The sequence below is a fragment of the Martinezella rhizogenes genome, from assembly GCF_007002745.1.
GTDB classification, from domain to species: Bacteria; Pseudomonadota; Alphaproteobacteria; order Rhizobiales; family Rhizobiaceae; genus Agrobacterium; species Agrobacterium cucumeris.
Genome location: NZ_SGNY01000004.1, coordinates 114,052 through 132,269, shown reverse-complemented (window position 1 = coordinate 132,269; position 18,218 = coordinate 114,052). Strand labels below are relative to the sequence as shown.

The 18,218-nt window shown below is 59.4% G+C and carries 18 protein-coding genes; 9 read left to right on the top strand and 9 right to left on the bottom strand.

Annotated features, from left to right (window positions below):
• The first annotated feature begins 63 nt into the window (after nucleotides 1-63).
• The 3 genes from scpA to EXN68_RS13795 all read left to right on the top strand — a co-directional run bounded on the left by scpA (nucleotide 64) and on the right by EXN68_RS13795 (nucleotide 4,452).
• Entirely contained in the window at nucleotides 64-2,205 is a 2,142-nt protein-coding gene (gene scpA / locus EXN68_RS13805; protein WP_142841469.1) for a methylmalonyl-CoA mutase, read from the top strand.
• A gap of 12 nt (nucleotides 2,206-2,217) precedes the next feature.
• Nucleotides 2,218-2,658, top strand: a complete 441-nt coding sequence (gene mce, locus EXN68_RS13800; RefSeq protein ID WP_142841468.1) for a methylmalonyl-CoA epimerase — start codon at nucleotides 2,218-2,220, stop codon at nucleotides 2,656-2,658.
• Nucleotides 2,659-2,907: 249 nt separating this feature from the next.
• Nucleotides 2,908-4,452, top strand: coding sequence for a glycerol-3-phosphate dehydrogenase (locus EXN68_RS13795; protein WP_142841467.1), 1,545 nt, complete (start codon nucleotides 2,908-2,910; stop codon nucleotides 4,450-4,452).
• A gap of 74 nt (nucleotides 4,453-4,526) precedes the next feature.
• Here the strand turns inward: EXN68_RS13795 and EXN68_RS13790 are convergent, their stop codons facing one another.
• Complete coding sequence (locus EXN68_RS13790) at nucleotides 4,527-4,877, bottom strand: metalloregulator ArsR/SmtB family transcription factor (RefSeq protein WP_237681408.1); 351 nt, start codon at nucleotides 4,875-4,877, stop codon at nucleotides 4,527-4,529.
• A 193-nt stretch (nucleotides 4,878-5,070) separates the two neighbouring features.
• Between EXN68_RS13790 and EXN68_RS13785 the strand changes: the two genes are divergently transcribed.
• Nucleotides 5,071-5,964, top strand: coding sequence for an acyl-CoA desaturase (locus EXN68_RS13785; RefSeq protein ID WP_142841466.1), 894 nt, complete (start codon nucleotides 5,071-5,073; stop codon nucleotides 5,962-5,964).
• Nucleotides 5,965-6,013: 49 nt separating this feature from the next.
• Here EXN68_RS13785 and EXN68_RS13780 read toward each other — a convergent pair whose 3' ends face one another.
• The gene (locus EXN68_RS13780) at nucleotides 6,014-7,246 is read right to left on the bottom strand and encodes an ROK family transcriptional regulator (protein ID WP_142841465.1); all 1,233 of its coding nucleotides are present in this window, start codon (nucleotides 7,244-7,246) and stop codon (nucleotides 6,014-6,016) included.
• A gap of 242 nt (nucleotides 7,247-7,488) precedes the next feature.
• On the opposite strand from EXN68_RS13780, the gene xylF reads away from it, so the two are divergent.
• The 4 genes from xylF (at nucleotide 7,489) to EXN68_RS28175 (ending at nucleotide 10,854) form a co-directional block, all read left to right on the top strand.
• Nucleotides 7,489-8,529, top strand: a complete 1,041-nt coding sequence (gene xylF, locus EXN68_RS13775) for a D-xylose ABC transporter substrate-binding protein (protein ID WP_046799806.1) — start codon at nucleotides 7,489-7,491, stop codon at nucleotides 8,527-8,529.
• 78 nt (nucleotides 8,530-8,607) lie between these two features.
• Entirely contained in the window at nucleotides 8,608-9,921 is a 1,314-nt protein-coding gene (locus tag EXN68_RS13770) for a sugar ABC transporter permease (protein WP_142841464.1), read from the top strand.
• 18 nt (nucleotides 9,922-9,939) lie between these two features.
• Nucleotides 9,940-10,722: an ATP-binding cassette domain-containing protein gene (locus EXN68_RS13765; protein ID WP_142841463.1), complete on the top strand. Its 783-nt coding sequence runs from the start codon at nucleotides 9,940-9,942 to the stop codon at nucleotides 10,720-10,722.
• 24 nt (nucleotides 10,723-10,746) lie between these two features.
• On the top strand, nucleotides 10,747-10,854 hold the full coding sequence (locus EXN68_RS28175) for a hypothetical protein (RefSeq protein WP_404944524.1): 108 nt from the start codon (nucleotides 10,747-10,749) through the stop codon (nucleotides 10,852-10,854).
• Nucleotides 10,855-11,087: 233 nt separating this feature from the next.
• Here the strand turns inward: EXN68_RS28175 and EXN68_RS13755 are convergent, their stop codons facing one another.
• The 7 genes from EXN68_RS13755 to EXN68_RS13725 form a co-directional block, all read right to left on the bottom strand.
• Nucleotides 11,088-11,321 (bottom strand): hypothetical protein, encoded by a 234-nt coding sequence (locus EXN68_RS13755; RefSeq protein WP_161991340.1) that lies wholly within the window; start codon nucleotides 11,319-11,321, stop codon nucleotides 11,088-11,090.
• Nucleotides 11,322-11,415: 94 nt separating this feature from the next.
• The gene (locus EXN68_RS13750) at nucleotides 11,416-11,853 is read right to left on the bottom strand and encodes a helix-turn-helix domain-containing protein (protein WP_142841461.1); all 438 of its coding nucleotides are present in this window, start codon (nucleotides 11,851-11,853) and stop codon (nucleotides 11,416-11,418) included.
• Nucleotides 11,854-11,992: 139 nt separating this feature from the next.
• Complete coding sequence (locus tag EXN68_RS13745; RefSeq protein ID WP_142841460.1) at nucleotides 11,993-13,138, bottom strand: hypothetical protein; 1,146 nt, start codon at nucleotides 13,136-13,138, stop codon at nucleotides 11,993-11,995.
• Entirely contained in the window at nucleotides 13,135-13,848 is a 714-nt protein-coding gene (locus tag EXN68_RS13740) for a TfuA-like protein (protein WP_142841459.1), read from the bottom strand. Before EXN68_RS13740 ends, EXN68_RS13745 begins: the two co-directional genes overlap by 4 nt.
• On the bottom strand, nucleotides 13,845-15,038 hold the full coding sequence (locus tag EXN68_RS13735) for a YcaO-like family protein (protein WP_142841759.1): 1,194 nt from the start codon (nucleotides 15,036-15,038) through the stop codon (nucleotides 13,845-13,847). The genes EXN68_RS13740 and EXN68_RS13735 overlap by 4 nt, the downstream gene beginning before the upstream one ends.
• Before the next feature lie 37 nt (nucleotides 15,039-15,075).
• Complete coding sequence (locus EXN68_RS13730; RefSeq protein WP_046799798.1) at nucleotides 15,076-15,504, bottom strand: hypothetical protein; 429 nt, start codon at nucleotides 15,502-15,504, stop codon at nucleotides 15,076-15,078.
• Between the two features lie 8 nt (nucleotides 15,505-15,512).
• Nucleotides 15,513-17,465 carry a BTAD domain-containing putative transcriptional regulator gene (locus EXN68_RS13725; RefSeq protein ID WP_161991339.1) on the bottom strand — a complete coding sequence of 651 codons (1,953 nt, stop codon included), beginning with the start codon at nucleotides 17,463-17,465 and terminating at the stop codon, nucleotides 15,513-15,515.
• Between the two features lie 172 nt (nucleotides 17,466-17,637).
• Here EXN68_RS13725 and EXN68_RS13720 point away from each other — a divergent pair, with 172 nt between their 5' ends.
• Nucleotides 17,638-18,129, top strand: a complete 492-nt coding sequence (locus tag EXN68_RS13720) for a hypothetical protein (protein WP_142841457.1) — start codon at nucleotides 17,638-17,640, stop codon at nucleotides 18,127-18,129.
• Nucleotides 18,130-18,218 lie beyond the last annotated feature (89 nt).

The window sequence follows — 18,218 nt, the reverse complement described above, 5'->3', positions numbered from 1 at the left end:
GTTCGATTTTCGTCACGATCACCCGCCACAGTGCTAAGATGAAATGCAGAAGGGGAGAGATGCATGTCGGGTGAAAAAACGGTGCGGGATTGGCTGCAGCTTGCCGAAAAGGAGCTGAAGCGGTCACCGGAAACACTCGTCTGGCACACGCCTGAAGGCATTGACGTCAAGCCGCTTTATACGGCCGACGACCTGCAAAACACGTCCCATCTCGAAAGCCTGCCGGGCTTTGCGCCCTTCACCCGCGGCCCGCGCGCCACCATGTATGCCGGGCGGCCATGGACGATCCGCCAATATGCCGGTTTCTCCACGGCGGAGGCCTCAAATGCCTTTTACCGCAAGGCGCTTGCTGCCGGCCAGCAGGGCGTTTCCGTGGCATTCGATCTTGCCACCCATCGTGGTTACGATAGCGACCATCCGCGGGTGGAAGGCGATGTCGGCAAGGCCGGCGTGGCGATTGACAGCGTCGAGGATATGAAAATCCTGTTCGACGGCATTCCGCTCGAAAAAGTCTCGGTATCGATGACCATGAATGGCGCGGTTATTCCGGTGCTTGCCAATTTCATCGTCGCTGGTGAAGAACAGGGCGTTTCCCGCGAACAACTTTCCGGCACCATCCAGAACGATATCCTCAAGGAGTTCATGGTCCGCAATACCTATATATATCCGCCCGAACCTTCGATGCGCATCATCGCCGATATCATCGAATATACCGCGAAAGAGATGCCTAAATTCAACTCTATCTCGATCTCCGGCTATCACATGCAGGAGGCGGGCGCGACGCTGGTGCAGGAGCTTGCCTTCACGCTGGCGGATGGGCGGGAATATGTGCGGGCCGCGCTTGCGAAAGGGCTGAATGTCGATGATTTCGCCGGTCGCCTGTCGTTCTTTTTCGCCATCGGCATGAATTTCTTCATGGAAGCAGCCAAGCTGCGCGCCGCGCGCTTCCTGTGGTCGCGCATCATGGAAGAGTTCAAGCCGCAAAAGGCCTCGTCGCTGATGCTGCGCACCCATTGCCAGACTTCCGGCGTGTCCCTGCAGGAGCAGGATCCCTATAACAACATTGTCCGCACCGCCTTTGAGGCCATGTCCGCCGTGCTTGGTGGTACGCAGTCGCTGCACACCAATTCCTTCGATGAAGCCATTGCCCTGCCGACGGAATTTTCCGCCCGTATCGCCCGTAATACCCAGCTTATCCTCCAGCATGAAACCGGCGTCACCAAGGTCGTCGATCCGCTGGCCGGTTCTTATTATGTCGAAAGCCTGACGGACGAACTGGCGCAAAAGGCCTGGGCGCTTATCGAGGAAGTCGAGGCGCTTGGCGGCATGACCAAGGCCGTGACGGAGGGTCTGCCGAAACGGCTGATCGAGGAGGCCGCGACACGCCGACAGGCAGCCGTGGACAAAGGGGAAGAGGTCATCGTCGGGGTCAACCGCTACCGGCTGGAGACCGAAGAGGATATCGATGTCCTCGATATCGACAACGCCGCCGTGCGCGCCGCGCAAATCCGCCGGCTTGAGGACACCAAACGTCGCCGGGATGGTGGAGATGTTTCCAAGGCGCTCGCCACGCTTTCCGAAGTCGCCCGCAGCGGCAAGGGCAATATTCTCGAAGCGGCAGTCGCCGCCGCCCGTGCCCGCGCCACGGTCGGCGAGATTTCCGATGCGCTGCGCCGGGCCTTCGGCGATCACGCCGCCGTGCCGGAAGTGGTTAGCGATATTTACGGCGAGGCCTATAAGGACGAGCCGGAGCTGGCCACGCTCGCCGCCCGCCTTTCTGGCGTTGCGGAAAGGATCGGCACCAAACCGCGCATCATGGTCGCGAAGCTCGGGCAGGACGGGCATGATCGTGGCGCGAAGGTCATCGCCTCCGCCTTCGGCGATATCGGTTTTGATGTGCTGGCCGGCCCGCTATTCCAGACGCCCAATGAGGCGGCCGATCTTGCCGTTCAGAACAAGGTGCATGTGGTCGGCATGTCGTCGCTGGCAGCCGGCCACAAGACGCTGGCGCCACAGCTGGTCGAGGCACTGAAACACAAGGGTGCGGAAGACATCATCGTCGTCGTCGGCGGCGTCATTCCGCGTCAGGATTATCAGTTCCTGCTCGACCACGGGGTCTCGGCAATCTTCGGGCCCGGCACCAATGTCATGGATGCCGCCAACAAGGTTCTCGACCTGCTTGAAGGCATCCGGCGCAACGCGTGAGGGAAAACACCCATGTTTGGAAGATTGAACCACGTCGCCATCGCGGTGCCCGATCTCGATGTCGCTATTGCCCGTTACAGGGCGCTTGGCGCAGATGTATCGGAACCACAATCCCTGCCCGAACATGGTGTGACGGTGGTGTTCATTCAGGCTGACAACACCAAGATCGAACTTCTTCATCCGCTCGGAGAAAATTCGCCGATTGCCGCTTTTCTCGACAGAAACCCGGGCGGCGGCACCCATCATCTCTGCTTCGAAGTGCCTGATATTGTCGTGGCCCGCGACGATCTCGTCAAAAAAGGCGTCCGGATTCTGGGCGATGGCGAGCCGAAGATCGGCGCGCATGGCAATCCCGTGCTTTTCCTGCACCCGAAGGACATGGGCGGCGTGCTCTATGAGCTTGAGCAGGTTGGGGCAGTTCCCGTGACCAACGGTTCACGAGAACTGTCCTAACCTTTTGTTTTGATACATTGTCCAGAGGTAAAAGCGATTCCGCTTTTACTGGAAATGTTCTAGCCGACACATGGCTGAAACACAGACGCCCTAAGACGCTGGCCATGTGGTGGACGGCGGGCAGTGGCCGCCTGCCTTTGCCGTAACGTGTTTCGTTTGTTTTCTTTTGACATTCGTTTTGTTTTCGTTTTTATTGCAATTGTCTTTCAACGATGGGGATACGATCCCCTGCGCTGTCGTGGAGGCTCTATGTCCGGCGAGAATATTTTCGATCTTTTTGTCATCGGTGGCGGCATCAATGGCTGCGGCATTGCCCGCGATGCGGTGGGCAGGGGTTACTTCGTGGCGCTTGCGGAAAAGGGCGATTTTGCTTCCGGCACCTCTTCTGCCGCCACCAAGCTTATTCATGGCGGCCTGCGTTATCTCGAACATTACGAATTCCGCCTGGTGCGCGAAGCCCTGATGGAGCGTGAAATCCTTTGGGCCATGGCGCCGCATGTCATCTGGCCGATGCGCTTCGTTCTGCCCATCCAGAACGGCGGCGTACGCCCGGCCTGGATGGTCCGGCTCGGCCTGTTTCTTTATGACAATCTCGGCGGCCGCAAACTTCTGCCGGCGACCCGCACGCTCGATCTGAGGCGAGACCCGGCGGGCAAACCGCTGAAGCCGGCTTTCGCCAAGGCTTTCGAATATTCCGATGGCTGGGTGGATGATGCCCGTTTCGTGGTGCTTAATGCGCGCGATGCGGCAAATCGCGGCGCGACGATCATGAACCGCACACGGGTCGTCTCCGCGCGGCGTGAAGGCGGCCTCTGGCTCATCGAAACGCTGGACGAAAAAACCGGACGGGCGGCCACGCACAAGGCGCGCATGCTGGTGAATGCCGCCGGCCCCTGGGTGGACAAGGTGCTTTCAGGCGTCTTTGGCCGCCAGGATGTTCATAATGTCCGGCTCGTGCAGGGCAGCCACATCATCGTGCGCAGGAAGTTTTCCGATCCGCGCGCCTATTTCTTCCAGAACCCTGATAACCGCATCATCTTCGCCATTCCCTATGAGCGGGATTTCACGCTGATCGGCACAACGGACCGCGATTATCAGGGCGACCCGGCGAAGGTGCGCATCTCGGAGGAAGAGATTTCCTACCTCTGCAATGCCGCAAGCGACTATTTCAGCGACGCGGTAAAGCCGGAAGATATCGTCTGGACCTATTCCGGCGTGCGGCCGCTTTTTGATGACGGTGCTTCGAAAGCACAGGAGGCCACCCGCGATTACGTGCTGAAGTTGGAAGAGGGGAACGGCGAAGCCCCGCTCCTCAACATTTTCGGCGGCAAGCTGACCACCTATCGGCGGCTGGCCGAACATGCGCTGGAAAAGATCGGCACGGCCATCGGCGAGAAGGGCAAGCCATGGACGGCGGGCTCCCACCTGCCGGGTGGCGATTTCGGCGCGGAGAGATATGAAAATCAAGTGAGGGGACTGATTGACCTTTATCCCTTTCTTGAGCGCCGCCATGCGGAACGCCTCGTCAGGAATTACGGCACCAAAGCGGTAGATCTGCTCGGCCCGGCCACCGATATATCCGGCCTCGGCCGCCATTTCGGCGGCACGCTTTACGAATGCGAGGTTCGCTTTCTGGTGCAGCATGAATGGGCCTGCGCGGCAGAAGATATTCTCTGGCGGCGTACTAAGCAGGGCCTGTTGCTCAGCAAGGATCAGGCGGCCGGTCTGGATGAGTTCGTCCGACTTTTGACGGGCGCCGGGGAAGAAACTGCAGCCGTGGCGGAGCGGGCCTGAGCCTTTAGCAATTGTTGTCAGTTCCCCGAATTGCTCGCAGGCTTCGGGGCTCTCAACGGTTCACAATAGAGCTTTCACGTCGTTTCATCCGACTTCAGCTTCGCCAGCTCCTTGCTTTCCTTCTTAAGCGGCCGGCCAACGGGGCAGACATCCTGGACGAAGCCGTTGAGTGTGTTCACCAGCTTGTTCGGTGTCAGCGAATAACGAATGAATTGGCCCTCACGTTTGCCGGAAATCAAACCGGCGGTTTCCAACACATTTAGATGCTGTGAGATGGACGGCTTTGACATGTCAAAGCGCGCAGCGATTTCGCCGGCCGTAAGATCCGTATGGGAGAGATAGGCCAGGATTTTGCGGCGCGGGGCGGATGCGAGCGCCTCGAAAACCAGTTGCATGGGCAGAGTTGTTACTTGTTCTGCCAGCATATCGGAATCATTTTTCTGTCCAGTCACGTCGTCCTGTCTTTCATTGGCAATCCATAAGTATCGGCGCCTGAGTTAATTAGCTAATTGCCTAATTAAAAAAATCGGCTACAAAGGTAATTAGCTAATAGACTAAATAAGTACCATTTGCTGGCTGGTGAGGCAAGCGTGCGAGCGGCACGGAAAGGACATTACGATGGCGATTTCCACAGGACGCATGATCTCGCAACCGTTTTCCGATGCAAGCGAGGGGCGGGTATGCTGGATGCCAGCAAAATCGCTCTGGGTGGGGTCGATGACCGCCGCGGCTGTGGTATTCGGACCGCTGACATTTTCCTGGAGCAGTTTCACTCTGTTCGTTGTCATGACCGGGATTACCATTTGCGCGGGGCACTCGGTGGGGATGCACCGATTGCTGATCCACCGCTCCTTCCGCACCGGCAAGACTGTTGAGCGCTTGCTGGTCTATCTTGGCACGCTGGTTGGTATGGCTGGGCCATTTGGTATGATTTACGCACATGACATCCGCGATTGGGCCCAACGACAAACAACGTGCCATGATCTCCATGCGCACCGGCGTTCCTTCTTTGGAGATGCTTGGTGGCAAATGCATTGCTCAGTCGTACTGAAGAATCCGCCTACGTTTGTTATTGAGCCGGAGGTTGCGAATGACAGGTTCTATCAGTTTCTGGAGCGTAGCTGGATGGCGCAGCAACTACCCTGGATGTTGTTGTTTTATCTTCTCGGCGGCTGGAGTTGGGTGGTATGGGGGATTGCGGTACGCATTTCGGTTTCATTGACAGGGCATTGGCTTGTTGGTCATTTTGCGCATCGCGACGGACATCAGGGATGGGCAGTCGATAATGTCGCCGTGCAGGGCTACAATATTCCCACAGCAGCAGTGGTCACTTTCGGCGAGTCCTTTCATGGTAACCACCATGCTTTTCCGGACTCTGCGCGGCTTGGGCTTGAAGCGGGACAAGTCGATCTCGGTTGGAATTTCATCCAGTTTTTGGTGTGGCTTGGGGTCGCCAGTGAAGTTAAGTTGCCGGAAAATACGACGCATCGCGAAGGCCTGCGCCGGCTTTGAGGAAGCAGTGAGTGGTTGCGTGCCGTTGCAGAAGCGCGGTTGGTATCCGTCAGACGCCAGAATTTCTTGCCTGCCTCTCATGACCATCGGCGCTCAATATATAGTCGTCGGCAGCGGAAAGCGCGTGTTCCATGTGCCCTTCGAATACCAGTTCCGGTTCGTCTGGCGCGATGCTGATTTTGGGCATGCCGCCGAAACGCACCGCCTGGGATTGCGCAAGACCATCATGCAGGCCGCTTTCCAGAAGGTCGAAATAACGGGTGCCGGGTCCGGTCACGAAAACCGGCATATGGCCATGCAGGCTGAACAGGCGTGAAAGACCGTTACCCAGTGCCAGCCCGGCGGTGCGGAAGGCAAAACGTGCCATGCGGGCACCCGCGCGGGCTGAAGCGGCGATCTTGTCTACTTCGGCAATCGGCACAAATTTGGCCGGTTCGGCCTGCGGCGGGGCTTCGAAAGCCGAGCGCAGGATGGCGTAGAATCCGGAATAGGCTTCGATGCAGCCTTTGGTGCCGCAGCGGCACAGGGCGCCATCGGCCAGATGCAGCATATGGCCGAAATTGGGGGCGCTGACCTCGATTGTATCGCCTGCGGAGCGGGCGATGCCAAGACCGATGCTGTGGCCGAGCGACAGGGTGACGAGTGCTTCCGGCGCCGGGTCGTCTTTCGTCTGCTCGCGCATCCGGATGGCCTTGGCGGCAAGCAGGGTTTCGTTGTTCAGTGTGACGCGATTGCGGCCGTCAGCGGAAAGCAATTGCCGGAAATCGATCCTTTCATTGCCGAGCACCGGCGACCAGACGAGCGTTGCCGCCGCCGCATCCACCAGCCCCTTGCTGCTGATCGATACCTGAAGAATATCGTGGCGGTCGATGCGCGAGCGGTCCGCAAGCCGTGCGAGGCCGGCGAGTATCGCCGCGCCGAATGTGCCCTTTTCGGCAGCTAACCTCTGTTCGGTGAAACGATCCACCAGCTTGCCGGCATAATCGACCAGCGAATATTGCACGCTGTCGGAGGAAATGATGACGATGGCGACGTGGCAGAATGCGCCACGCGGCGCAAAGAGAATGCGCGGCCGCCCGCGACCGGTGGCGGCGAGCTGTTCCTTGCGCAGAATGAGGCCGGCGCGTTCAAGCTCCATGGTGATGGCGGAGACGGTGGCCGAGGCGAGCCCGGTGAAGGAAGACATGTCCGTGTGGGAAAGGCTGCCGTGCAGGCGCAGGGCCGCCATAACCGACAGGCTGTTTTTCTGGCGCACCAGTTCCGTACTTGCAATGGCGGACATGGGCTGGGGCCTGCTCCCTGAACGGCTTTTTCCTGTCGTGCTCATCCTGTCTGATGGCGCATGCCACAGAGAAGATCAAGGCACCCGGTTGCTGCCCGCAGCCGTTGTTGACAGCATTGGGAATCTCTGACATTAATTTTCTCGACTGTCGAGAAAATTGTGAAATCACAGAGACCGTCAGCTTTTTTCCGGGCGTTTTCCCTGCATGGAGGTGCAGGCTTCGCCCTTACCGGGAGGACATCATGAATTCGTTTGCCAAGCTTTTGGCGGGTACGGCCGTACTCGTTTCCCTGCATACTGCCGCCATCGCGGCTGATCTCGTTGTTGGCGTTTCCTGGTCGAATTTCCAGGAGGAACGCTGGAAGACGGATGAGGCGGCCATCAAGGCAGCACTTGACAAGGCCGGTGCGAAATACATTTCCGCCGATGCGCAGTCTTCCGCCGCAAAGCAGCTGACCGATGTGGAATCGCTGATTTCGCAGGGCGCCAACGCGCTGATCATCCTTGCGCAGGATAGCGACGCGATTGGCCCGGCGGTGGAGAAGGCCGTTGCCGAAGGCATTCCGGTCGTTGGTTATGACCGCCTGATCGAAAATCAGAACGCCTTCTACATCACCTTCGACAACAAGGAAGTCGGCCGCCTTCAGGCTGCTGAGGTGTTCAAGGTGAAGCCGGAAGGTAACTACGTCTTCATCAAGGGTTCGTCTTCCGATCCGAATGCGGACTTCCTTTTTGCCGGCCAGCAGGAAGTGCTGAAGGCAGCCATTGACGGCGGCAAGATCAAGAATGTCGGCGAAGCCTATACCGATGGCTGGAAGCCGGAAAATGCCCAGAAGAACATGGAACAGTTCCTGACCAAGAACAACAACAAGGTGGATGCGGTCGTCGCCTCGAATGACGGCACGGCCGGTGGCGCCATTGCCGCTCTCGCTGCGCAGGGCATGGCCGGTTCGGTTCCCGTTTCAGGTCAGGATGCCGATTTCGCTGCGCTCAACCGTGTAGCACTCGGCACGCAGACGGTATCGGTCTGGAAAGACAGCCGCGAACTCGGCAAGGAAGCAGCCGGCATCGCACTGGAACTGGCCGGCGGCAAAAAGATGACGGAAATCAAGGGCGTCACCAGTTTTGATGGTGGTCCGAAAAAGGTAGCGATGCAGTCGGTCTTCCTCAAGCCGATCGCGATTACCAAGGACAATCTGAACGTCGTCATCGATGCCGGCTGGATCAAGAAGGAAACGGCCTGCCAAGGTGTGAAGGCCGGAACCGTCAAGGCCTGCGACTAAGACCCAAGGGTCCAGCTTTGGGCGCTGCGCCACATCGGTGGCGTGGCGCCTTTCAGATGTAAGGAGGACCGGCAGTTCATGGCCGATATGACCCAATCCAATTCCACAACGTCGCAAAAGACGGAAAAGACAGGCTCGATAACGCGCTTCATCAGTGCCACGGAGCTGGATACCAGGCTGCTCGGCATGGTCGGCGCGCTTCTTCTGATCTGGATCGGATTTCATATCCTGTCCGGCGGACTATTCCTGACACCGCGAAACCTCTGGAACCTTTCAGTGCAGACCGCGTCCGTGGCTGTCATGGCAACCGGCATGGTGCTTGTCATCGTCACCCGCAATATCGATCTGTCGGTCGGGTCGATCCTCGGTTTTTCCGGCATGATCATGGGTGTCATGCAGGCGGAAATCCTGCCGCAGATACTCGGTTTCGAACATTGGGCGACATGGATCGTCACGCTTCTTACCGGCATTCTCGTCGGCGGCGCCATCGGCATGTTGCAGGGCTCGATCATTGCTTTCCTGAACGTGCCATCCTTCATCGTCACGCTCGGCGGGTTGCTTGTCTGGCGCGGTGGCACCTGGTTCATCACCAGTGGCCGTACCGTTGCGCCGATGGATTCCACCTTCCGTCTGATGGGCGGCGGCACCAATGGCTCGATCGGCGCGACATGGAGCTGGATCGCCGCTGTCGTTGCCTGCGTCGCCATCGTGGCGGCCATTCTCAATTCCCGCCATCAGCGCCGCCGTTTCGGTTTTCCGCTGCGGCCGGTCTGGGCGGAATATTTTCTGGTGGCGCTCGGCTGCCTCATCGTCGTCGGTTTCGTTGCCGTGGTGAACAGCTACCCCTGGCCGATCAACATTGCCCGCAACTATGCTGACGCCAATGGCATCGCCTGGCCGGAAGGCGGGTTGTTCATTGCGCATGGCATTGCGGTTCCGGTGCTGATGGCGCTTGCGGTCGGTGCGGTGATGACCTTCATCGCCACGCGGCTGCGCTTCGGACGTTATGTCTTCGCCATTGGCGGTAACCCGGAAGCAGCCGAACTCGCCGGCATCAAGACCCGCTGGGTCACGGTAAAAATCTTCACGCTGATGGGCGTTCTCTGCGCCATCGCGGCGGCGATTTCGACCGCCCGCCTCAACGCCGCCACCAATGCGCAGGGCGAACTGGATGAGCTTTACACCATCGCGGCGGCCGTCATCGGCGGCACCTCGCTTGCCGGCGGCGTCGGCACCATAGCGGGCGCGATGCTTGGTGCGCTCGTCATGCAATCGCTGCAATCCGGCATGGTGCTGGTGGGCATCGATACGCCCTTCCAGCGCATCGTCGTTGGTGTGGTTCTGGTCGTCGCCGTCTGGCTCGACACCATTTACCGCGCCCGCGCCAAGTAAGAACCGAGGAGAACTCCTATGACGGACCAAGTCACGCCCCTCGTGGAAATGCGCAATATTTCCATTTCCTTCGGCGGCATCCATGCGGTGGAAAACGCCTCTGTCGATCTTTTCCCCGGTGAGGTGGTCGCCCTTCTCGGCCATAATGGCGCGGGCAAATCGACGCTTATCAAAATCCTGTCGGGCGCATACCGGCGTGATGGCGGCGATATCCTCATCAATGGCGAGGATGCGGATATCCGTAATCCCCGCGACGCCAAGAAATACGGTATCGAGACCATCTACCAGACGCTTGCCGTGGCCGATAATGTCGATGCGGCGGCCAATCTTTATCTCGGCCGCGAGCTGAAGACGAAATGGGGCACGCTTGATGATGTCGCCATGGAAGCCTCGGCCCGCGAGGTGATGGGACGTCTCAATCCCAATTTCCGGCGGTTCAAGGAGCCGGTGAAGGCACTGTCAGGCGGCCAGCGCCAGTCTGTCGCCATTGCCCGCGCCATTCTGTTTGATGCCCGTATTCTCATCATGGACGAGCCGACGGCCGCCCTCGGGCCGCAGGAAACGGCGCAGGTGGGCGATCTCGTCAAGGAACTGAAACGGCAGGGCATCGGTATCTTCCTCATCAGCCACGACATTCACGATGTCTTCGATCTCGCTGATCGGGTTTTTGTGATGAAGAACGGCAAGGTTGTCGGCCATGCCCGCACCGAGGATGTCACGAAGGATGAGGTTCTGGGCATGATCATTCTGGGCAAGGTGCCGCCGGGTGCGGTGCCGGGGCCGGGCGCTGTGGCGTCGTGAGTCCATTCGCCGCGCGTGTCGGCCATGGGCGAAATGGAGGTTCTCCTGCCGCTGGCGCGACAGCGGCTTGACGATGGGCAATTCTGGATCAACCCGGATTGCGGCCTGAAACCCACAAAGGGGAAGAGATGAGGCCGCCGCTCGCCAAAATCGTCGCCGCAGCTATCGAGCTTCGGCGCGGGCTGTCCTGATAATAGGCGAGGCCCGGCGAAAACCGGGCCTCGATCATCATTTGCGATGAAATCCCTTGGGAGGGGTTATGTGAGTGCAGGCAGATGCAAGATGCGCTTAGGGCGTTCCCGGCTGGAGGAGGGTGCGGGAACGTTCCGTCTTACGCATCTATGCGGCTGCGGATCGGAAATTGCTCAATGCAGATCGGCCGATGCGAAACCGCTGGAGTTCAACTCCGCGGTTACAGGCGGCAGGCCGTGCTGATTGATATCCTGGGCCAGCGACAACAATGCCATTTCCAGGAAATAGGTCGACATGCCCAGTTCCATGGATTTCGAGCGCTGGCAAAGGTATGAAACCATCCTTCCAAGCGCCAGAATCTCGTCTGCATTATCCTGTTCAAGTATTGCTGTGGTAGACGCCGCCATGCTTCCCTCTCGACAATCGACAGTATGAAAACGCGTTGATCCCGCGTTATACATTTTCGACCATATCGAGCGTCACGCGAGCGTCACACCTGCGTTACTCGTCGTTTTTCTTCTCCGACGCCGTCGTATTTTCCGCCGTTTCGGTCGCTGCAAGCGATGTCACGAGGGCGACAATGCTTCGGCGGATGCTGGCGCTCTTGATTCGCGAAAAGGCCTGATTGAGCGAAAATCCTTCATTCGAAGCGACGAAGGACTGCATGGCATTTATCGAGCCGATGGCCGGATTATCGTTTCCGACATCGGGCGTGGCATTGGCAAAAAGCGAGCTGACATCAACGCCAAGAACGGATGCGATGGCCTGTAAACGCGATGCACCAACGCGATTTGCGCCTTTTTCGTACTTCTGGACCTGCTGAAAGGTGATGCCGAGCCGGCCGGCCAGAGCGCTCTGGCTCATGCCGAGCGACTTGCGCCGCATTCTGATCTGTGTGCCGACATGCACGTCGATCGGGCTGGGGAGTTTGGGCTGCATAATAAATTCCTCCATGTTGAGGGTCTTAAATCGGATAATTATCAATTAATATTGTTGAAGGTATACATTCAACACAATTTCCACGGGTAATATGAACTCTTCTTGACAAAATAACGCGGTTTTACGGTTACGGAACACGTCACGAAGCCCGGCTTATAACCTTTGTAGCGCAACGCAACGCCCCGTTGCGGCTTGCAAGATGGCTCCACCCGGCGACGCCGATGGGATGGAAACCGAGCCCCTCCCAGATTTGCCTGTTGTCTTCGTCAAACTCCTCAAGCGCCTCCCCATCGCCGAAATGCGGCAGCCAGACGAATGGCTGTTTTTGGCCTGATCGTGCAACATTTTCAAGAATGACATTGTTGTAAAGTCGCGGAATACATTTGTTGCTGTCGATGGTGGGTGCAACGGGAATGGGATTTCGCCTTACCGCGAAGCCCTGCCAGATGAGCGAAAGCACCGAGGCGTCGAGTTTTCGTTTCAGATCCGTGGCCGCACGGATACTGCATCCCGCATGCGCCACCGGATCGGCGACCAGAAGCAGTGGGCGGTTATCCTGCGTCAGACCGGTCACCGAAACGAACTGGTCAACGTGGAAACCGCATTGGTGCATTTTCCGGAAGGCCACCACCATGGGGGCTTGTCTTGTCGGAGAAAGATCGAGCGTGGCCTCCGTAACAGCAAGGTCTTCCGGCCGGTATCCAAAACTGTAGACTGCTCTGCCGTCCAGAGCCTCAACCTTCTTCCATTGCTGCGAGCGTTCTACGGCGTTGGTGTCGCCTCCCGGCCCACTGCCGTCCTTAAGGCTCGAATGGCCCACCAGCCGAAAATCCTGGCCAACCAGCTGGTTGCCACCATCCAAGAGGACGTCCGAAACGGCGATGACGAGCCCGAAACGCTTGGCGAGCGCGCTGGCGCTGGGGTTTCCCGGTGCCGGAACCAGTTCGGTCGCAGTGCCTTTGCCATCGGTCCGAACATGGACCATATCCTGTATCCACGGATGCGAAATGCGGCTGTTCTCATCAAGCGGCAGCAACTCGGCGGCGCAGGGGGGAGCCAGCCTTTCGAGCCAGTCCTGCGCCGATGGAAGGCAGTCCCGATCGATGACGATGGCCGCCCTCATTTCGCGGGGCAGGGCCGAAAGCAGGTTTCCGATGGGGAGGAGTGGCGAGATCCGATGCCTGTTGTGATCATCGGTAAAAAACGATGCCGGAAGCGCGAATGCGATCGTGTCAATCAGGCCACCACAATCGGCTATGAAAGATGGCGACGCGGAAATTGTCACGACGTCTTTTCTCCCGTCATCCGCCGCGCCGCCAATTGCTGAAAAAACACCGTGTTCTGGAATTTCCATGATGGTGCTGGCGGGGACGGCAGGTCCCCGGCATTGAGTACCTCCAGAAGCTCGATCGCGTCGTTTCTTTTTACGGAAACGGCCTCCTTGGCCAGAAGATTTGCCACTTCCGAACCAAGCCCGGCTTCGGCGGCAATGGTACGCCATGTTCTGCGGGTAAAATGCAGCTGTCTGGCAACGCCCAGCAGCGTATCGTGGTCTTCCGGTGTGATTTTATCGCGGCACGCTTCCAGTGTTGCCTCGGCGTCGACCAGCGCGATTGTCAGCGGGCGATAGCCAAGTTCACCCGGCGCGTGGCTGACCGCGACATCGGCGTCCGAAACCCGTCGTCCGTCACGATACGCTGCGAAGATTTCGCCGATGCCGGTCATGCCGAAGGCGGCGCATTCCGCTGCCCGGAGCGCTCCCATGCTGGCGGCCCCGAGAAGGGTGACGCGGGATGACAGGGCATGCAGGATTTCCTTGTGCCAGACGGCGGCGCAGTCCCCATAAAGGCCATCGATGAGACCGATTGTCCGGACGCCCTGCCGCACGGCATCGAAAATATCACCGCAGGCGGCCGGTCCGCGAAGATCGAGACCTGACATTTTTTCGCCAGTGACGCCATGAATGGAAGGGCCGGCAAAAACCACCGTTTTCATCGAAGACCTCCGGCGCTCAGGAAATGATCGAGCGTTCGCTGCGATATGTTTTGCAGGCCTCCGCTGGTCGGGGTAAGGCCGCTTGCCAGAACCCGCACGACATTAAGGCCGGGGACACCCGTTTCCAGTGCGAAGACATAAATGTCCTCAATCCCTGCGGTGAAAAGGCGCTCGGCAAGCTGGCGCCAGGGCGGCGAAGATTTGTCATCCGTTGCAAGATCAAGCTGCACCGGCGTCCGTTCCACCGGTTGCCGCGCTGATGCAGGGGCACTCAACATGTCCCGCTGGTAACGCAGCGGGGAGAGATCATCCCGCGCGCCGCTGATGTCCGTCAGTCGCGACTGGATCGCTTCGAGCAGCGCCGCAACGGCGGCGTCGTAGGTTGCTGGACGGCAGGCGGCGCCCGCCGCATTGCGGGTTGCGGGGCCGTCCAGCGCGTTAACGGAGCGGGGAAGGCTTGCCATCACCACCGGCACGCCGAGTGTATTCGTCATGTCGAAGAAGGACGGTGTCAGGTCAATCTCTGAAAGGCGGCCAACGAGGCTGTCGAACGACGTATCGACGCCGGCCGGAAATGTGACCGGCTCCGGCGCGATCGTGCGGGTTTCGAAAGTATCGACGAGAAAGCAGGCATCGTTTTCGACGAGTTCGAGCAAGGCGTGGAGAACCGCATGGTCATGGTTAAACCCCGCCGCGAGACCCTGCGAACTCATGAGGAAAGCCTGCCGATCCCAGGGGAAATCCGCGCGAAAATCCATGCCGATGAGTTCGTAGGGCGCAAATACCTCCTGCTGCTGGCGAACGGATATTCCCTTCACCCAGCCGCGTTCGCGCCGCGGATCCAGCCTGTCCGGATCGACGCGGCCGACGGTTTCGAAAGGAATGAGAGGAACGCCCTTCACCCGCATCTGCTCGAGAGAGTCGAAGGCGGAGACATGTTTGCGGGTATCTTCAGCCACGGCACCTTCGACCGCTTCCATGATCGCCGAGAGCCGCGCCTGTTCCGCAACAAGTCCCTTGCCTTGCGAAACCGAGAGCCCGCGCGAATTGGGGCGCACCGCAAACCAGACGGGTATGCCGATAATATCGAGGCCGGTCACGTCGCCGACGCGGGTAATCCCGAACTGCCGGAGCAGTTCGGGATCGAAGAACGATGCGTCCGCATGCCTTGAAGCCGCTGTCGCTGATATGGGAGCACCGGCACCGGTCAAGGCTGCGGAACCGCGATCAGGGTGCAGAGTTGGCGTCGTCGGCAAGGATGGCGTCGAACAGCTCGCCGGTGACCGAACCTGCCGGACCGACAGCCTTCAGCGCCGCGCCGATCGGCGCCTGCACCATGCGGTTGAAATCCCAGCCGGCGTCGGTGACTTCACCGATAAAGGCGAAATCGGCTTCGGAAACCACGGCGCCACCGGCGACGAGGGCTTCGATGCCCTGGATCTGGACCTGGTCCAGCTCGGCCTCGGGCTGGCCGTCCTGGCGGACGAGCATGGCCTTTGCCGCGGCTGCGACGCGTGCATAGCCGTCCACGCCGGGGTGGCTGGCTTCATAGGCCGCAATCGTCTCATGAGATACGGACGCAACCCTGAGCGGCGTCGTGCGAATGAAAAGAACGCCGAAGCCCTTTTTTCCAACAATGAAGAAATGCGAGGACATAAAATCTCCTATTTGATCCCAGCTAATCGAAGTGCGTGATAGAATTTTTCATTCGCTATCGGGTCACGGTCTGGAGAAAGGCTGCTGATCTCCCTCGCCGACATACCCGGATAGTTTTCCTGAAGCCTGCCGCCGGTTTCCCGGGCAGCGGCCAAATCGCCATGCAACGCGTGGCTTGCGGTCAGCACCCGCAGGGCCGGCTCGTCATTTTCCATTCGCGCGCATAATTCCACCGCCGCGCCGTAATCCTCGCGCTTGAAGGCGATGCTGGCGCCTGCCCACCAGTAGATATCGGGTGCGAGCGGGTTGAGATCGATCGCCTGCTGGAACTTCTCCCAGGCGGTCTCGGCATCGCCAAAGTGGGCAAGTGCATCCGCATGCTGGAGCAGGAGATCGGCGGAGTTGGGCGCAAGCGCCTCCGCCTCGAAGAATTTTTCGGCGGACATGTCGAAATCCCGCTGATAGAGCGCCACCACGGCGCACATCCAGTGGCCGACGCCGAGGGCAGGGTCGATCTCAACGGAAGCGTCGGCCTCAGCCTTGGCGCGGTGTAGCAGGTGAGGGTCGTTGCCGCCCAGCATCAGCCATTCCAGCTGCAGGCTCTGCGCCACCCGGGCGCGGGCGACGGCCATGCTGTGATCGAGATCGACGGCTCTGCGGAACATCGAACGGGCTCGGCGCAGAAGCGGCAGGTCGCATTTGCCGCGCAGGAGCTGCTGGCCCTCCAGCAATTGCCGGTAGGCCTCGCCGCTGTGGTTCCGGTCGGGTTCCACCTGCAGTCGCTCGATCTCCCGGGCAAGTGCCGCAGCCACCTGTTTGGAGAGCAGACGAAAGGCGGTGTGGATGTGCCGCTCGGAGAGGACCACTTCCAGCGACCAGACGATTTCGCCGGTCGCTTCCTCGATCAGCGCCACTGACATGCCGGTATCGTCGAAAACCGACGACATGATCCGGTAGTCGGCCCGCAGCATGGCATAACCATCATCGGCCCGGTCCCGCGAGAGCGCAAAGGTGCTGTGCGGCGAAAGGACGGTGAAGGTCCGGTAGCGCACCAGGCTGTTGGCCACATCCTCGATAAAGGCGTGCATGACCGGCGATGCCGGCAGCCCGTCCACCCGCGCGGGCAGGCCGAAGGCGACGCGTGGTTTCGCGGTGGCTTTTCGTCGGCTGGCTTCGTCCGGCTCGGCGGGGGTGGTTATCGTTGAGGCGAGGCTCTGTATCCTGCGTCTCAGCGCCACGGTCTCGGCTTCCGGCGAGCGTGCCTCCTGACGCAGCTGCTCCAGCAACAGCCCGAACATGCCCTCGCAGGCGCTGATATTTCCGATCCGCGCATAGGCGGCCATGGCGGCGCGGTAAGTTTCCTCGCGTTCCGGTTCGATCTTGCGCGCGCATTCGGCAAGTCTCGCGATATCGTTGGAGCTGGCGCGGCCAAAGCGGGTCAGCTCCTCCAGAAGCTGCGTGTAGCTCGAAAAGAACAGGTCCTTGAGACGGCGGCGTTCCGACAACAGCCAGAGGTAGAGATGATCCTGCCCGGCATCCAGCCCATCCAGCAGATCGCCGCCGAATTCGAGCAGGGCCTGCAACCGCCGCATCGGGTCTTCGGTTCTCGCGCCGGCAAGGAAGATAGCAAGGTCGGTCCGCTGTGCCAGCTTTCCGGCCTTCAGGTCGTTCCCTTCGGTCAGAAGGATGGCCTCGTCTTCATTGGGCAGCTTCTGAAGGCGCAGAATGAGCTGTCGTAAATTGCCGAGTGCGCGTTTCTGCTCGACATTTTCCCACAGGAGCGATGCGGCGGACTGGCGGGAAAGTGACTGGTTGGGCGCAAGAATGAGGGCGGCTATCAGGGCAAAACCCTTGGACGGGAAAAACGCTTCCCTCACCGCGTCACAGCGCGGGGTGCCAAAAAGCCTGATCGGTATCAGTTCAGCGTTCCCAGCCACTTTCGTCCCCTCATGAATCATCATCTAACAACGTGTCCGGGAAATTGAAAGTCATCATAGCGTTCCATTTGACGCTGGTGTGACGCGGCCTGCCTATTGTCGCAAACAGAAGCATGAAAGACGGGCGGAAAACAGCGGACATGCAGCGGGCAGGCATCGGGAAATTTCGAAATTGATAGCGTTCAACGGAAGCTACATGGCGTTCGAGCCGCGTATTGAACCTTACCAGCGTGCCGACGATGTCGGTTATGCGGTCAGCGAATTCATGTGGTTCAAGGGCCGTCCGTTCTATCCGGTCTCCGCGCTCGTTCATGCGAAAGTTGCCCATGCCAGGCTGTCGGCGGAAAAATGCGAGGACGAGGACGAAGACAATCTCGATATCCTCTTCCGCATGCCGGTGGTGGCGGGCGGGCATTTTTTCGAGATCGTGCTGCGTTCGAACGAGGGCACCTCTTACGGTGGCTGGCTGTGGGGAGAAGAGCTGGAAATCCTCAACGAATTCGTCAACGGCTATCGCGTGCTGGCGGGAAAGTTCGAAGGCAGGCTGATCCGGTTCGAATATTCAAGGCGGTTTCAGCGGTATCGGACGGCCGAGCCGCTGCCGGTCGAAAAATCCGTCTTCCTGATCCAGCGGGAAGCCAAGCCTTACGCGGTCAGGCGCGATTTGCCGGCAGGCCCGGCACGGTGATTACCGGGGCGCTTTTGCGTTCAGGGGGAGGCAAAGGCATGGGGGAATACCTGGTCGGTCGATGCGCGTGAACTGCGCATATCGCTGAC

Coding starts and splice junctions, on each gene's coding strand:
- EXN68_RS13750 (WP_142841461.1), bottom strand. CDS start 11,853: ATGCAGCCCAAACTCCCCAGCCCGATCGACGTGCATGTCGGCACACAG.
- EXN68_RS13770 (WP_142841464.1), top strand. CDS start 8,608: ATGGCCGATATGACCCAATCCAATTCCACAACGTCGCAAAAGACGGAA.
- EXN68_RS13740 (WP_142841459.1), bottom strand. CDS start 13,848: ATGAAAACGGTGGTTTTTGCCGGCCCTTCCATTCATGGCGTCACTGGC.
- EXN68_RS13755 (WP_161991340.1), bottom strand. CDS start 11,321: ATGGCGGCGTCTACCACAGCAATACTTGAACAGGATAATGCAGACGAG.
- scpA (WP_142841469.1), top strand. CDS start 64: ATGTCGGGTGAAAAAACGGTGCGGGATTGGCTGCAGCTTGCCGAAAAG.
- EXN68_RS28175 (WP_404944524.1), top strand. CDS start 10,747: ATGGGCGAAATGGAGGTTCTCCTGCCGCTGGCGCGACAGCGGCTTGAC.
- EXN68_RS13730 (WP_046799798.1), bottom strand. CDS start 15,504: ATGTCCTCGCATTTCTTCATTGTTGGAAAAAAGGGCTTCGGCGTTCTT.
- xylF (WP_046799806.1), top strand. CDS start 7,489: ATGAATTCGTTTGCCAAGCTTTTGGCGGGTACGGCCGTACTCGTTTCC.
- EXN68_RS13720 (WP_142841457.1), top strand. CDS start 17,638: ATGGCGTTCGAGCCGCGTATTGAACCTTACCAGCGTGCCGACGATGTC.
- EXN68_RS13785 (WP_142841466.1), top strand. CDS start 5,071: ATGGCGATTTCCACAGGACGCATGATCTCGCAACCGTTTTCCGATGCA.
- EXN68_RS13790 (WP_237681408.1), bottom strand. CDS start 4,877: ATGCTGGCAGAACAAGTAACAACTCTGCCCATGCAACTGGTTTTCGAG.
- EXN68_RS13725 (WP_161991339.1), bottom strand. CDS start 17,465: ATGATGATTCATGAGGGGACGAAAGTGGCTGGGAACGCTGAACTGATA.
- EXN68_RS13795 (WP_142841467.1), top strand. CDS start 2,908: ATGTCCGGCGAGAATATTTTCGATCTTTTTGTCATCGGTGGCGGCATC.
- EXN68_RS13765 (WP_142841463.1), top strand. CDS start 9,940: ATGACGGACCAAGTCACGCCCCTCGTGGAAATGCGCAATATTTCCATT.
- mce (WP_142841468.1), top strand. CDS start 2,218: ATGTTTGGAAGATTGAACCACGTCGCCATCGCGGTGCCCGATCTCGAT.
- EXN68_RS13780 (WP_142841465.1), bottom strand. CDS start 7,246: ATGTCCGCCATTGCAAGTACGGAACTGGTGCGCCAGAAAAACAGCCTG.